We start from the raw sequence: 15,665 nt of genomic DNA on the forward strand, positions 1-15,665 counted from the left end.
CATTATGTCTAGCGGTCGTTTTGTCTGGCGATTGCATTCGGGCGCTTGAACGATTTTCTCGCCCGCTCTACCTCTTTGCGCGATTTACACTCGGACAGGTGATCGTTGATCAGCCCCATGGCCTGCATAAACGCATACACGGTGGTAGGGCCTACAAATTTCCAGCCACGCTTTTTAAGGTCCTTTGACAGCGCTTTGGATACATCCGAGGTGGACATACTCTGGGGCGCACACTGCGCATCGGCGCCGGGCTCAAACTGCCAGATATAGGCGGCGATGGAGCCTTCCTCTTTTACCAGTAGCTTGGCACAGCGGGCATTGTTGATGACGGCCTCGATTTTTCCACGGTGGCGAACGATACCGGCGTCTTGTAGCAGACGCTCTACGTCCTGCTCTTCGAATCGGGCAATCTTGTTGAAGTCGAAGTTCTTGAAGGCTTTGCGAAAGTTTTCACGCTTGGCAAGAATGGTGCGCCAGCTGAGCCCCGACTGGAAACTTTCCAGGCACAGTTTTTCAAACAGACGGCGGTCGTCGTCGACGGGAAAACCCCATTCTTTATCGTGGTATTCAAAGAATTCCGGTGCGGCGGCACACCAGCCACAGCGGGGTTTTCCATCGGGTCCTTCAACGGTGTTTGGCATATTCAGGCTTCTCTTATGGTGAGAGCTGCAAGCAGCGAGCGCGAAAAAGGCGGAAACCCAATATACCCCTGACGATCAACTTATCCCAGCCTGAGATGGTACTGCGAGGGGATTACTCCCGGATTCTTATCCGGCACAAGTGGATGAATGCCAGCCAGATCAGCAATACGCCCAGTGTACTCAGCAATAGCATGGTAAACATATGCTTACCCATATTGGCCGCAGCGAGATAGGTTACCTGGGCATTGGTGATCATGGGGTAAGATTGAATGGCAACCAGAATCTGAATGTTTTCCAGCAGATCGCACATGGCAATGGCAAATGGGAGCAGTGCCAGATATCGGAGCGGTGTGCGCACCTGGCCGCAGCTCTTGATCAGTTCAACCGTGAGTAATGCATAGGCGATGGAATAAACGAGGGGAAACAGTATGTCCAGGGTGGCTTCATTATAAAAATACAGGGTTCTGCCGTCGCTGCCGATCTGCTCAAGAAATCCGGTTACGCGCTCGAGGGTAAGCCCCATCTGAATATCCAGGGGGTCTGTATCGGCACTGATCATCGGGTAGATAACCAGAACGATCACTGCCTGCAGTGCGAAATTGAGCGCGAGAAACAGGCCGGCCTTGCTCCATGAGGCGTAGCGGAAAAGCCAATTCATTTGAAACATCCGTTGAATGGATAACGATTGATGATGGTCAACAATTTGCGCGTACCATACTTTGAGTGAACTTCTATGGGTATGGAATGCCGGTTTTCATCAGGAAAAATTGTTGAAGTGTGAATCTGTTTTATCAGGGAACGGGTAATTCATAAAAAAGGCGCCCATTGGGCGCCTTGCAAGGTGTGACAAGGTGATGCCAGGGAAAATGTCTAGAAGCTGAGCCGCGCCCCCAGGCTAAACCGGGGGCCATTTTCATAAAAGCCCACGGGAATACCATCGGCGGTGCGCATGTAGATGATCTCGTTGGTAAGATTTACCGCGGTAAAGAACACATCCACATTGTCGTTGACCATCCAGTTGGCAGTGGCATCCCACTGGTCGTACTGATCGGTGACCAGTTGTGAGCCCGAGGTGAGGCCGCCGTAGGATTCCGAGCGCAGGTTGTAAGACAGCCGCAGGCTCAGGTAGTCGTTTTCGTAATAGGTGGAGGCATTGAACTGGTCGCGCGAGTTACCTGGCAATTCCAGCTTGCTGCCCGGGACCTTGGCGTCGGTCCAGGTGTAGTTGGCAAGTGCACCAAAGCCGCTGCCAAAGTCATGCTGGACCTGAAGCTCCAGTCCCTGAATATCCGCACCCTTGTCGGCGTTATAGGGCCGGGTCACATTGATGCTCTGGCCGTCGATATCCTCGACCTGGGTGTCCTGGAATACAAAAGTGCTCAGGTCTTTATTGAAGTAGGTCGCGGCCAGCAGGCTGGCATCGCTGAAGTACCACTCGGCGCCGATCTCGAATTGATCCGCAAACATCGGGTCGAGCATCGGGTTGCCGGCGGTGGCGGTACCGCTGGTGGCATTGATGACAATATTGGAGCTCAGGTTCTGGAAGGTCGGGCGCGCCATGGCACGGGAGGCCGCCGCGCGCAGGATCAGTTCGTCAGACAGGTCATAGATCACGTTGACGCTGGGGAGCGCCTCGCGATAGCTACGGCCGATGGCACCGCGCTCGCCATCGATGTAGGCGTGGGAGGTCTGGTCGGTTTCGACGATGCGCACACCGAAGTTACCGCGAAGCTGGCCACTTTCAAATTCGGCCTGGGCATAGGCGGCGGTGATATCTTCGTTGATCTTGTAGTAGGCACGCTGGTCTTCTGCGTAAGTCATCACGCCAGCGTCCAGGATGCTGTCGATCTTCTGGCGAGCCAGACCCACATCGAGGAATGCGTAGCGGGTAAGGGAGCCACTGGTGGCGCCTTCACCGTGTAATTTCGGGCTGGCACCGTTGGAGACATCGGCCAGGGTAATCGCATTGAGGGCGGCAACCTGTTGCGCAATGTCCGGGTTGGATACATCCACGGAGCCGTTCTGGCGGTTGTTCTCGATGGTGTGATCGCGCAGTTTGAGGCCGGTTCTGATGGCAGTGACAAGTCCGAAGTCCACATCAAAACTGGCATCGGCCTGGAAGTAGCTTTCTTCGTCTTCCATGATGCGCACCCAGTCGCGCAGGTTGGCGGCATTCAAGTGCAGTGCGGTGCCATCCAGCGGGTCGATACCGGGGAAACTGAATTCATTGGTATTGGGGCCAAAGTTCAGGTCCTCGGCACCCATGCCTTCGAACCAGTAGTTGCGGTCCAGGGTGCTGCCGCCTTCGGCGGTGGTATTGCCGGCCTGCAGGTGCAGCTGCCAGCTGTCCCCTTCGTAGTCTGCGGAGAAGTCCAGCACATCGGATTCCACGAAGGACTCGCGCACGATGGGCTCGTCGGCGACGCCAATACTATCGGGGTTTTCAATCACGCCGCCCACCAGTGCCTGGTTGCCGTCGCTGGTGGGAATAAATACCGGGTTGGTGACGACATCGCCGTTGGGAATTTTGTAGCCGCCGGCCACAAACAGGTAATTCTGGTTGCTGTTGTCCATGTCCATATCGGAGGCAACGTAATTCATTGCCAGGTCCCAGCGATCGGAAGGGCGGAACTGCAGGGTGATGTTGCCGGTGTCCCGCTGGCGGTCCTGCTGGAAAATGGCAGAACCTCCGCCCCAGGGTACATACACATTGTCGGTCACATTACCGTTCTGGTCGGTAACGCTATAGAGGTCGTTGGTGGGGAATACTTCCAGGCCATCGCGGCGCATGGTGCGTTGCTGGCTGTTGAAGGACGCCAGTACACCGAAGGTTTCTGCGTCGTTTTTCCAGCTGAGCAAGCCGGAAATCTGCGGGTCCCACTGGTCCGGCAGTTCGCTGTAAACACTCTCGGCGGAGAGGTTGACGGTCATCGGATCCAGGTCCATCGGCTTGCGGGTGCGCACATTGACCATGCCGCCGATACTGCCCTCGTCATGGCGTGCTTCCGGGCTTTTGTACACTTCCAGTGCGGACACCAGTTCGGACGCAAGAATGGAATAGTTGAAACCGCGGCTCGGATTGTCATTCGCCCACCAATAGGCCGACGCCACATTCTGGCCGTTCATCAGGGTGCGGTTGAGGGTACTGTCGGTACCGCGCACAAAAATGTCCCGGCCTTCACCCCAGATACGATCCACGGAAATACCCGGTACCCGCTGCAATGAGTCGGCGACATTTTTGTCCGGGAATTTACCGATATCTTCGGAGCTGATCGCATCCACGATAGAGGTGGCATCGCGCTTTACATCCAGGGATTGTTGCAGGGCGCCGCGGATGCCGGTGACCACCACTTCTTCGACGGTTTTATTTTCGCTGCCATCTTCCTGTGCCAGTGTCGCCAGGGGTAGTAGCGCGATAGCGCTTGCGAGCAAAGATTTCTGAAATCCGTGAGCGCGGTTTTTTTGCATGGGTTTCTCCATTCTATTTTTATTGGTGTACGCATTTATTTTTGCCAAAGCGCAGCCCGGATTCCGCGGGCTGTAATTGGGTAAACGCGCGCGATGGAGAATTCCCGACAGAAATGTAAAAGAATTTTGGGGATTAACGAGCAGGCACAAAAAAACCGGCACTAGGCCGGTTTTTCGAGATCTATTCAGATCTATGGAGAGAAGTGGCGATCAGCCCTCTTCTTTCAGGTAGCGCTCGCGAGAAGCCATAACTTCTTTGCGCGCGGCGTCAGCGTCGGCCCAGCCGTCTACTTTCACCCACTTGCCTGCTTCCAGGGCTTTGTAGTTTTCGAAGTAGTGCTCGATCTGCTTGATCAGCAGCTCCGGCAGGTCGCCGATTTCGTTAACGTGGTCGTACAGTTTGGTCAGCTTGGTGTGCGGTACTGCCAGCAGTTTGGCGTCTACACCGGATTCGTCGGTCATGTTCAGCACGCCGATCACGCGGGAGCGGATTACGGAGCCAACCATTACCGGGTAAGGGGCAACAACCAGCACGTCCAGGGGGTCGCCGTCTTCGGACAGGGTCTGGGGCACGTAGCCGTAGTTGGCCGGGTAGAACATCGGGGTAGCAACGAAACGGTCTACGAATACCGCGTCTGCGTCCTTGTCGACTTCGTATTTGATCGGATCGTGGTTGGCCGGGATCTCGATGATTACGTTGATATCGTTGGGCAGGTCTTTACCTGGGGAAACCTTGTCGAAGCTCATTGCTGGTCCTGACTGTATTTGAAGAGGGTTGGTCGAAAATTTGGAGGCGGGATTATATACCCTGAGCGGGCGCTAACATAGCCGGTCGTGTGACTGCTCAATTCCTGATCGTTTTTACCCTTCAGCGCCGGGTTTCCGCCGTTTGCCGCAGGATTGTCTATGCTGAGGGGCAGGATACCGCCCGGCATTCATGGACGACGGGTTGGTCACAATAACGGAGCCCACCCATGGACGAATCCACCGAGCTGCCGCCATCCTCGCCCGCGGCGGACACTACCCCAGTAACCTCTTCCTCCTCACGTACGGAAACCGCGGCCCTCAGTCCGCGCCAGGTGTGGTCCGTGGCCGATGCCAAGCGTATTGTGGAGGCGCGGGGTCTTACCCATATCAAGGTAGGGCTCTTCGACAACGACGGGGTCATGCGTGGCAAATACATGAGCCGCGAGAAGTTCTTCTCCGCCCTCGACAAGGGCTTTGCCTTTTGCGATGTGGTGCTGGGTTGGGATATCCAGGATCAGTTGTACGACAACACCCGCTATACCGGCTGGCATACGGGCTACCCGGACGCCCCGGTGCGCATCCTGCCCCACACCTGCCGCGAGGTGCCGTTTGAGGACGGCATGCTGCTGTTTCTTGCGGAATTCGAAGGCGCGGCCGAAGCGGTGTGCCCGCGGGCGCTGTTGCGCAGGGTGATTCAGCGCTGTGAGCAGGCGGGCTTTGCACCCTATGCGGCGCTGGAATACGAGTTCTTTGTGTTCGACGAGACTCCCGATACCGCCCGCGCCAAGGGTTACCGGAATCTCAAGCCGTTTACCCCCGGCTGGTTCGGTTACTCCATGATCCGCAACTCGGTACACGCGGACCTCTACCACGAGATTCTCGCACTGGCGGAACGGATGGATTTCCCCATCGAGGGTTTGCATACGGAGACGGGCCCCGGGGTACTGGAGGCGGCGATCACCGTCGACAACGCAGAAGCTGCGGCTGACAAGGCCGCACTGTTCAAAACCTTTATCAAGGTGTTGGCGGAGCGCCGTGGGCTGATGGCCACGTTTATGGCTAAGTGGTCCAACGATTATCCCGGGCAGAGCGGGCATATCCATCTTTCCCTGCGCAACCGGAAAGACAATACCTCGGCGTTTTATGCCGAGGGTGAGCCCCATTCCATGAGCGCAACCCAGCGGCATTTTCTTGCCGGGCAGCAGCGGCTGATGCCGGAACTGCTGTGCATGGTTGCGCCCACCATCAACAGCTACCGGCGCATGATCCCCGGCTTCTGGGCGCCCACCGATGCCACCTGGGGCGTGGAGAACCGCACCGCCGCATTGCGGGTGATTCCCGGTGGCGACAAATCCCAGCGTCAGGAATACCGCCTGGGTGCGGCGGATGCCAATCCCTACCTGGCGCTGGCAGTGGCGCTTGGCTCTGGTCTTTATGGGGTGGAACAGGGGTGGGCGCCGGGTAAAGCGGTGGAAGGTAATGCCTACGAAGATCAGCACCCTGAAGAACTGGCCCTGCCGAGGACGCTGTGGGATGCCGCGCAAAGACTCAAACAATCTGAGGCCGCGCGGGACCTGTTTGGCGATGCTTTTGTGGATCATTTTGCCGCGAGTCGCGAGTGGGAAGAGCGGGAGTACCGCAAACACATCGGTGACTGGGAGCTACAGCGCTACTTTGAAATTATCTGATGACGATGGTTGATTACCGAACCTGAATAGCGACTGCGACATTCTCTGAAGCCAAAACGTTTATGCAAAAACTCCAGTGCATTTCCCCGATCGACAATAGTGTTTACGTCGAGCGCCCGCTGGCCACGGAATATGAAATCCAGAATGCGCTGAGTCGTGCCGAGGGCGCCCAGCCTGGCTGGAAACAGGTGCCCGTTGCCGAGCGCGCGACGCTGGTACGTGCGGCGGTTAAACACCTGCAACAAAGAAGAGCACAGCTGGCGGAGGAAATCTGCTGGCAGATGGGCCGCCCCATTCAATTCGCCGGAGGTGAAATCGACGGCCTTGCCGAGCGCGCACTGACCATGGCGGATCTGGCCGAGGCCATCGGCGGCCCGCTGCGCGACATTCCATTGCCGGAAAAGCCGGGCTTCAAGCGCTTTATCCGCCGTGAGCCGCTGGGTACCAGTTTTGTCATCGCACCCTGGAACTACCCCTATCTCACCGCCATCAATGCGGTGGTGCCATCACTGTTGGCGGGAAACAGCGTAATCCTGAAACACTCGGCACAGACGCCACTTTGTGCCGAGCGCTTGGTGGAGGCGTTTACGGAAGTGGGATTACCCCCGGGGATTTTCCAGTACCTGCACCTGGATCACCGCGATGCGGAACAGGTGATTATCAACGGCGGTGTGCAACATGTGGCCTTTACCGGCTCCGTGGGCGGCGGGGCCGCCGTGGAAACGGCGGCGGCGGGGCGCTTTCTTTCAGTCGGACTTGAACTGGGTGGCAAAGACCCGGCGTATGTGCGCGCCGACACCGACCTGGAATATGCGGTGGCCTCGGTGGTCGACGGGGCCTTCTTCAATTCCGGCCAGTCCTGCTGCGGAATCGAACGCTTGTATGTGCACCAGACTTTGTTTGCTGAATTTGTTCAGCGGGCGGCGGCGCTGATCCGTAAATACCGTCTTGGTCGCCCGGACGATGAAAGCACTACTCTCGGCCCCTTGGTGCGTGCCAGTGCCGCGGACTTTGTACGGGACCAGATCGACGAGGCGGTTGCGCAGGGAGCACAGGCGCATATCGACGGCGGCGATTTCGAACTGGATCAGCGCGGCAGCGCTTATCTGGCGCCACAGCTGCTCACCGGCGTCGATCACACCATGCGGGTCATGAACGAGGAATCCTTCGGTCCGGTGCTGGGGGTGATGCCGGTGGCAGACGATGCCGAAGCACTGGCACTCATGAATGACAGCGAATACGGCCTCACTGCGGCCATCTACTCGGCGGATGTGGAGACCGCGCTGGCACTGGGAGAGCAGTTGCGTACCGGCACTGTGTTCTTGAATCGCTGTGATTACCTGGACCCCGCGCTGGCGTGGACCGGTGTCAAAAATTCCGGTCGCGGTTGTACCCTGTCAGGCATTGGATTCGAACATCTGACCCGCCCGAAATCCTTTCACTTCAAACTCAAACCCTGATAGCCACCATGTCGAAAAGTCCGTATTTCACCAACTGGAATTATCCCACGGCCATGCGTGTGGGCCCTGGCCGAGTGCGCGAACTGCCGCAACTGTGCCGGGAAATGGGTATGGCAACCCCCATGCTGGTCACCGACCCGGGACTGGTGGCGCTGCCGATGGTACAGGCGGTGGTGGAAAACTGTCTGGTGGCCGGCGTGCCGCTCGCGGTGTTCAGTGAAATTAAAGGCAACCCCACCGGCAACAATGTGAGTGACGGTGTTGCGGTGTTCAAGGCGCATGGCTGTGACGGGGTCATTGCCCTGGGCGGTGGCTCGGCTCTGGACGCGGGTAAAGCCATCGCACTGATGGTGGGGCAGACGCATCCCATCTGGGAGTTTGAGGATGTGGGAGACAATTATCTGAAGGTAAACACCCACGGCATGATGCCGGTGATTGCCGTCCCCACCACTGCCGGCACCGGCTCGGAAGTGGGGCGTTCGTCTGTCATTACCGACGAAAATGCCAAGCTGAAAAAAATCATTTTTCATCCGCGTATGCTGCCGGAAATCGTGCTGCTGGATCCGGAGTTGACCATAGGGCTGCCTGCGCCAATTACCGCGGCGACGGGTATGGATGCGCTGTCGCACAACCTGGAGGCCTTTTGTGCGACTAACTTTCACCCCATGGCGGAAGGCATTGCGCTGGAGGCCATGCGCCTGATTAATATTTACCTGCCGCGCGCGGTAGCCGACGGCAATGATCTCGACGCGCGCATGCAGATGCTGGTGGCCTCCAGCATGGGCGCCACGGCATTTCAGCGCGGACTCGGTGCCATGCACGCGCTGGCGCATCCACTCGGTGCCCTCTATGACAAACACCACGGACTGCTGAACGCGATATTGATGCCCTACGTGCTGAGTACCAACCGCTCGGCGATTGAAGAGCCCATGAGCCGGCTGTCGCGCTATCTCGCTCTGCCAACGGCAGGATTTGCCGGCGTGCTGGACTGGGTACTATTCCTGCGGCGGGACTTCGGCATTCCGCATACCCTGGCAGAAATCGGCATTGGCGAGGAGGACGCGGACCAGGTCGCACAGATGGCCTCGGTAGATCCATCTGCACCAAGTAATCCGTTGGCATTTGACGTCGATGATTACCGCGGAATCTTTTTGAACGCTTGTCGTGGGGACCTGTGAGGTGAAGCGCGTTGCCGGCAGCAACGCGCATCGTTTTTCGCGATACTGCGTTATTGCGGGTGTAAATTCGCGTTGCGAATCAGGGCCTGATAAAAACCCGTTGCCTTCACCATATTGTCGATACTGATGCGCTCATTGGTGCCGTGGAATCCGTGCACATCCTCGCGGCTCACCAGCATGGGGTTAAAACGATAGTTATTGTCGGCAATTTCCTGATAGCGATGGCTGTCAGTGCCGGCAATGGTCAATCCTGGTGCCGTGATTACCGAGCCGAACACTTCTTGTGTGGTATCGGCCACCAGGCGAAATCCTTGTGCCTCATCGCTGGATACTTTGGACGCGGAATCACCGCGGCGTACCACAACCTTAATACGTTCATCGTCGATAACAGATTCGATATGCGCAAGCACATCGTCAACGCTGTCCCGCGGGTGCAGGCGGAAGTTTACGGTAGCGGTGGCCTCGATCGGTAAAACATTTTCCTTTACGCTCGCCGAGAGCATGGTGGCGGCAGTGGTAGTGCGCAGCATGGCAGCGGTTGAGGCCTGTTGTTCCAGTGCGGACTCAATGACCGGTGCGAATAGCCACTGGTTGGCGAACATCAGGCGTTTTTCAAACGACATATGGCGGGCGGCGGCCTCGAACAGCTTTTTGCTGAGCCCCTCTAGTCCGCCGGGCAACGGGTTCTGGTTCAATCGCACTAAAGCGCCTGCGAGTATATCCACCGCGGTTTCTGCCGGAGGCATGGACGAGTGTCCGCCCTTGCCTGGTGCGACGAGTTTGACGGTGAGATAACCTTTTTCTGCCACATTGATACTGGCGATTGGGGGTTCTACGCCGGGAATAAACCCGTGCAGCAGGAATGAACCTTCGTCCAGGCTCCAGTCCAACTGTGTTCCATTGTTTTTCAGCGTTTCCACAATCGCCGCAGTACCGCCATTCCCCCCGGTTTCCTCGTCGCTGGTAAGGCTGATATATACGGTCCTTTCCGGTTGGTAGCCTTGTTTTAACAGACTGGTGGCCGCCTCCATGAGGGCAATGGCCGCACCTTTGTCATCGAGCGTGCCGCGGCCCCAGATGTGGGTATCGTCCACCACACCGGCGTAGGGGGGGTGTTGCCAATCGTATTCTGTACCGGGAATGACTGGCACCACGTCGTAGTGCGCGGACATCAAAATTGGAGGCAGCTCCGAATTTTTACCCGGCCAGGTATACAGCAGCGAAAATTCCTGCCCCTCTTTTTTACCCAGTTTTTTCGGAGGCATGGCCGCATGTACTTCCGGATAAGTGGCTGCCAGCCAGTCGACAAAGTCTCTATATTGCTGCTGGGTTTCACGCTGGTTCAATTGAACCGAGACGGTGCGAAACTGGATGGCCTGCGACAGGCGCCCGGCAATGGCGCGGCCATCGAGGTCCAATGGCTCCGGGGTAATATTTGCCAGGGGAGGGGCGGTAAAACTGAGCGTGCGGATAACGAGTACCACTACTAACAGTAACACCGCCATGCCAATACCAATCAGGCATCGGTTGATTAATTTATTTTGCATAGTCAATTTCATACTTCAGTGAAAAGCCGGCGTTGCTAAGGCCGTATGAGTTCAATAGTGATTCAGTAAATTTATCAGAACTTTCTGTGAAGGTGCCGCTGCCGGGTCTCGCAAAGCTATACCCGGTAGCGGTACCGCCTCGGGATTTATTCGGAGCGCGGTACAAGGGGCTTTGAAAAGCCTACACAAGTTCTCAATAAGGGGGAATCAGAACCGGTATTCCACCTCAATACCCGCAGTGCGCTCCAGCCCATAAAAATGGCGCAGGGTGCCGAGGAAGTCGCGGCGGGTTTCCACCATATATTCCTCATCCGTCAGATTTTGCACGAACAGAGCCGCGTTCCAGGTGTCCGCCTGGCTTTGCAGACCGATGCGCGCATTGACCAGTTGATAGTCCTCCACTTCACCAAAGTGAACCGTGTCACCGCTCGCCAGAGTGCGCTCGCTTTCATTTTCCGCGGTGTTGTAGAAGCTGTCGCGGTAGATGTAATCCAGGCGCAGCAGCAGGTCGGCACCGATGCTATTGATCGGCAAATAATACTGGCCGCCCAGATTGAACGAAGTCTCTGGCGCGCTGGGCAGCTTGTTGCCGGAAAGGTCGCTGCCGTTGGCGTCCGCGTTCGGATAGCTTGTGAATTCCGCGTTTAGCAGGCCCAGCGACGTGTTGATGGTGAGGTTGTCGCTGGCGAGCCAGGTAAGCTCCGCCTCGAGGCCGGTGGTTTCCACTTCCGCCGCGTTGCGAATGGAAATCGAGGTGGCGCCATCGCCCAGATCCACAAACTGGTTTACCTGGTAGTCCTGGTAGATCGCGCGGAACAGGGCCAGGTTGTAACTGAACTGACGGGCCAGAGCGGTGCCCTTCAGGCCCACTTCAAACGCATCCACGGTTTCCTTGTCGAAGTCGGTGCCCGCAGCCAGGTCACCTGAGGCAACAAAATCGAGGTTGTAGCCACCGCTTTTGAAGCCGCCGCTGTATTTCGCGTAGGTGTTCATATCCTCAGCCAGCGCATAGTTGATACTGAGCGTCGGCGACAGGTGGGAGTCGGTGCGATCGTCTAGCACCTCGCCGGTGGCGATGCGGAACAGCGGTGCGCTGCTGCCGTCGATAGCCCAGTCCACTTCCTTCTGCTCTTCGGAATAGCGCAGGCCGAAACCCAGCTTCCAGCTGTCACTCAGCTGGTAGGAACCATTCACGTAGGCTGCGATGCTGCTGGTATCCACGGTACCTGCCGTGTACACGGAGCTGTCCGGATTTACCAGGCCGGGAACCCCATATTGCTGCTCCAGTAGATTTTCGAACAGTTCCGAAGTCGTTACCTCACGGAAGCTGTTGCCTTCCTGTTGGTAGAAGTAGAGGCCGGCCACATAGTTGAAATCGTCCGCGCCGGGCGATACCAGTTGGAATTCCTGGGTCAGCTGTTCGTAGCTGTCCATGTATTCGATTTCCGCCAGAGGATAAGGGGAGTAATCGGTGTCGTTGTGGTAGGTCATTTCCGTGTCGCGGGACGCGGTGATGGAGCGCAGGGTGAAGTCGCTGGGTAGGTTCCATTCCATGGTCAGGGCGGTACCGCGGATTTCGCGCTCTTCGCGGGGGTCGACGTCCATGGCCACTTGGTGCCTTTCCGGTGCGGCAGTGTCGGGTGCACTACCGAAAGTATTGGTGACGGCTTCGCCGGTGGTGGACAGGCGGTCGCTCTCCATGCCGTCCAGTGCCAGGATTGCATTGAAACTGCCGCCGGCGTCATACATCAGCTGGGCGCGGTAGGCGCTGCCATCCTGTTCATTCAGGAGGTTGCCGGTGGTCAGGTTCTTCACGTAGCCGTCGCGCTGCTGGCGGTTGACGGAGATCTTGCCGAACAGGCTGTCGGACAGGGGAGCGTTGATGGTGGCGGACAGCTGGCGGGAATTCATGCTGCCGTATTCGGCGCTGATGCTGCCGGAGAATTCGTCACTGGGCTTCTGCGAGATCAGGTTGATGGCACCGGCCACGGTGTTCTTGCCGAACAGGGTACCCTGTGGACCGCGCAGCACTTCGATGCGTTCCAGGTCTACCAGGTCCTGGTTGATGGCCGGAGACTGCCCCAGATAGACCCCATCCAGATAGACGCCCACGCGGGTATCGAATCCGATATTGCGGCTAGCGGAACCGACTCCGCGCATGGTCACCGCGGTGGTGAAGTCGGTGCCGGAGCTGATATTCAGGTTGGGCACGAACTGCGCCACTTCCTGTACCTGGCGCACGCCGGTCTGCTTGATCGCCTCGGCACCCACATTGGTGATGGCGATGGGTACCTCGGTGATGCGCTCGGCGCGTTTCTGCGCGGTGACGGTAACTTCTTCCAGCTCTGCAGCGAAGACGGTGGGCGCTGCCTGGGCTGCCACTGCGGCGGTGATGGCTGCGGCCAAGGCACGGGGCGCGGCAACTCGGGTATTGAAGTGAGCGGCGAGACGGCTTTGCATGTGGTTCTCCTGACGGGTTTCTTATTTTGGTGCCTGCGGCTCAGGGATAGGCCGGGGCTCGTCAGGGTTATAGCGGTCGTGCGCCAGCGTGGCGTCCGGCCTCGCAAACTTGGAGAAAATTCTTGCTGCGCCGTGCGGGTTGGAAAGTCCGAACTTGCGAATCCGGATTTATTTTTCCTTTTAAATCAATCGTTTATCGATTTGTCGTGGCGAGCCCGGTAGCGGCTCGGTGACTCCCCAAGGCGTTTCTTGAACTGGGAGAAAAAGGTCGAGTTAGAGTTGAACCCAGCCTGCAGGCCGATATCCGTGACCGACAGGTGTGCATTTGACGGTTCGGTCAAAAGGCGCGCGGCCTCGCTTACCCGGTACTGGTTGATGAAATCGTAGAACGACTGGCCGGCGAGGCCATTGATGGTTTCCGACAGGTGGTGTGCTGGTACATCCAGCCGTTTGGCCAGCTGGGCGATTTTCAGGCCCGGTTCCAGGTAGGGCTTCTGCTGCTCCATGCTGACCAGCAACTGCTGCCAGAGGGCCTCTGCGGCGCTCTCGCTGAGATTGCGCACGCTGGATTTTCTGATGGCTGGAGCTGTGTCTTCAGAAACACCTTGCTCTGCGTCATGCGTCGCCGGTACAACTCCCCGCTTTTCAGGCGTCTGCACCGTCAAGCGGATATGGCGCTGCTGCAGGCCAAACCATCCCAACAACACACTCAGCAACAGCGGCACTAGCGCCTGCAGCAGACCCGGCGTCAGCGCGCGGCTGGGTGGTGCCAGCCAGTTGACCAGCTCCAGCAGGATGGCCAGTGCCGCGGTGGCGAGAAAGACGTAGCTCAGTACCCGCAGCCAGCGCAGGTTTACCGAATCGATATTGGAATAACTCTCCATCACCCGGCGCTGGTAGGGGCGCAGCAGGCGCAACACCCAGACTGAGTAGACGATGGGGGAAATCATTGCCGCCGCGCGGTGGATAAAGCGCGCGCGGGTCACTTCATTGGTGGCACAGCCTGCATCGTTGATACACGGGGCATTGAGCAGATCGTCGCTGGCCACCGGCAACTGCCATAACCACAGCCCCGCCGAGACCAGCGCCGGCATCAGGTGCCACAGGTGGCGCGGGTGCCAGCGAAATTCGGGCTCGGTTAGCAGGCGGCAGTAAAAGTAGAGCAATGGGCCGAATAGCAGCTGCAGAGCAAATACCGCGCGAAATGCATCCGGCAACGCCTCCACCTCAAGGCGTGGGATATACGCCAGCGCCACCAGGTTGAATACTACCAGCAGGGTGCCCAGACAACGGTTGGCACGTCGATTGCCCCAGGGTGCCATAAACAGCAGCAGTGCAAGGGTGATACCGGTAGCGATGCCGAACAGAATCACGAGGGTGATCAGGTGGAGGGTGATCTCTTGGGTCAGAAGCATGGGCGCGGATGGGTCTGATTGCCTGGCTGAAGCGGAAGATTAATCAAAAGTTGCCGGCAGGTCAGTGATTTCTGCGTACAACACTTCGGTTTCTTCGGGAGTTGCGCGGTGCTGAGTCTGCACTGTTTGGCCGGTACGTCAGCCATCTTCAATCCGCCGGCATTTCCCATCCCCCAAAAAAAGGGCGCCGAAGCGCCCAATATAATCTGCCGAATTCAGAGTGTCAGAAGGAGAATTTGTACCCTACTGACAGGTTGAACATCCATGGATCATAGCTGTAGTCGCCGGAATAGGACTCGAAAATGGGATCTACATCCGGGGGCGGCGGTACATCATCAAAAATCTGTAGCCTCATATCCGTGTCGGATTGTGCGTAAATCGCGGCCACATTTACCAGCCAGGCACTACCGCGTCCGAAATTGAAATCCATACCCGCTTGCCAGGTATAGCCCCAAGAATGTCCCATATCGAAATTGCCGCGAAGATCAAATTCAGCCAGGTCGTCTCGCAGTACACGCCTAAGGCGGCGTTCACTGAAGTCGGTATAGCTAATTCCACCGCCTATATAGGGCTGAACCATGCAGGTTTCATCCAGGGGATAGAACTTAAGGCTTGCGGTACTGATATCGGCACTAAAAATGGCTACATCACGAAATTCGACATCTTCGAAATCCGGCGAAAAAAACCTGTCAGCGTGACTGCTGGTATGGTTGTCGCCGTTCATATAGCCAAGCTCGATACCCCAGTGCTCTACAGGTTGCCACTCGAAGTTGATAGACCAGCCCCACTCGGAACCTGGATCAACCGTAGAGCGAAACGCATCGAAAAATTGGAAGGAATCGTCGACAAAGCTAACTTCGTCTTCCCCGGGGGAAATGTAGTATCCGCCAACACGGACAATAAAGTCCTGTGGCTCGGTCAAGCCGAGGGGGTTGGCCGACACAGTACTACTAAACGCCAATGCCAGCGGTGCCAGGATGGGTGAAAATTTTAATATCCGTTTCATTCAAGGTAACTCCATATATACCCGTTGAATAAAAAGTGTAATACACCCATTTTTG

Annotated in this window: 11 protein-coding genes; 3 read left to right on the forward strand and 8 right to left on the reverse strand. The window is 57.2% G+C overall.

Annotated elements, in window-relative coordinates; all coding sequences use genetic code 11:
• Positions 1-8 precede the first annotated feature (8 nt).
• From GRX76_RS07615 to ppa, 4 genes are all read right to left on the reverse strand, one after another.
• Positions 9-641: a DNA-3-methyladenine glycosylase I gene (locus tag GRX76_RS07615; protein WP_160152757.1), complete on the reverse strand. Its 633-nt coding sequence runs from the start codon at positions 639-641 to the stop codon at positions 9-11.
• Between the two features lie 112 nt (positions 642-753).
• Positions 754-1,299: a hypothetical protein gene (locus GRX76_RS07620; protein WP_160152758.1), complete on the reverse strand. Its 546-nt coding sequence runs from the start codon at positions 1,297-1,299 to the stop codon at positions 754-756.
• A gap of 212 nt (positions 1,300-1,511) precedes the next feature.
• A complete protein-coding gene (locus GRX76_RS07625; RefSeq protein WP_160152759.1) occupies positions 1,512-4,109 on the reverse strand; it encodes a TonB-dependent receptor in 2,598 nt (865 codons plus the stop codon).
• A 210-nt stretch (positions 4,110-4,319) separates the two neighbouring features.
• A complete protein-coding gene (gene ppa / locus GRX76_RS07630) occupies positions 4,320-4,856 on the reverse strand; it encodes an inorganic diphosphatase (protein WP_160152760.1) in 537 nt (178 codons plus the stop codon).
• Between the two features lie 362 nt (positions 4,857-5,218).
• Here ppa and GRX76_RS07635 point away from each other — a divergent pair, with 362 nt between their 5' ends.
• From GRX76_RS07635 to GRX76_RS07645, 3 genes are all read left to right on the forward strand, one after another.
• Positions 5,219-6,544: a glutamine synthetase gene (locus GRX76_RS07635; RefSeq protein ID WP_160154875.1), complete on the forward strand. Its 1,326-nt coding sequence runs from the start codon at positions 5,219-5,221 to the stop codon at positions 6,542-6,544.
• Positions 6,545-6,606: 62 nt separating this feature from the next.
• A complete protein-coding gene (locus GRX76_RS07640) occupies positions 6,607-8,004 on the forward strand; it encodes an aldehyde dehydrogenase family protein (RefSeq protein ID WP_160152761.1) in 1,398 nt (465 codons plus the stop codon).
• Between the two features lie 8 nt (positions 8,005-8,012).
• On the forward strand, positions 8,013-9,182 hold the full coding sequence (locus tag GRX76_RS07645; RefSeq protein ID WP_160152762.1) for an iron-containing alcohol dehydrogenase: 1,170 nt from the start codon (positions 8,013-8,015) through the stop codon (positions 9,180-9,182).
• 50 nt (positions 9,183-9,232) lie between these two features.
• Here the strand turns inward: GRX76_RS07645 and GRX76_RS07650 are convergent, their stop codons facing one another.
• From GRX76_RS07650 to GRX76_RS07665, 4 genes are all read right to left on the reverse strand, one after another.
• Entirely contained in the window at positions 9,233-10,729 is a 1,497-nt protein-coding gene (locus tag GRX76_RS07650) for a M20 family peptidase (RefSeq protein WP_160152763.1), read from the reverse strand.
• Positions 10,730-10,936: 207 nt separating this feature from the next.
• The gene (locus tag GRX76_RS07655; protein ID WP_160152764.1) at positions 10,937-13,189 is read right to left on the reverse strand and encodes a TonB-dependent receptor; all 2,253 of its coding nucleotides are present in this window, start codon (positions 13,187-13,189) and stop codon (positions 10,937-10,939) included.
• Between the two features lie 185 nt (positions 13,190-13,374).
• Entirely contained in the window at positions 13,375-14,604 is a 1,230-nt protein-coding gene (locus GRX76_RS07660; RefSeq protein ID WP_160152765.1) for a helix-turn-helix domain-containing protein, read from the reverse strand.
• Between the two features lie 223 nt (positions 14,605-14,827).
• On the reverse strand, positions 14,828-15,610 hold the full coding sequence (locus GRX76_RS07665; protein ID WP_160152766.1) for an OmpW family protein: 783 nt from the start codon (positions 15,608-15,610) through the stop codon (positions 14,828-14,830).
• Positions 15,611-15,665: the final 55 nt, after the last annotated feature.

Origin of the sequence: Microbulbifer sp. ALW1 (assembly GCF_009903625.1) — a bacterium.
Lineage (GTDB): Bacteria > Pseudomonadota > Gammaproteobacteria > Pseudomonadales > Cellvibrionaceae > Microbulbifer.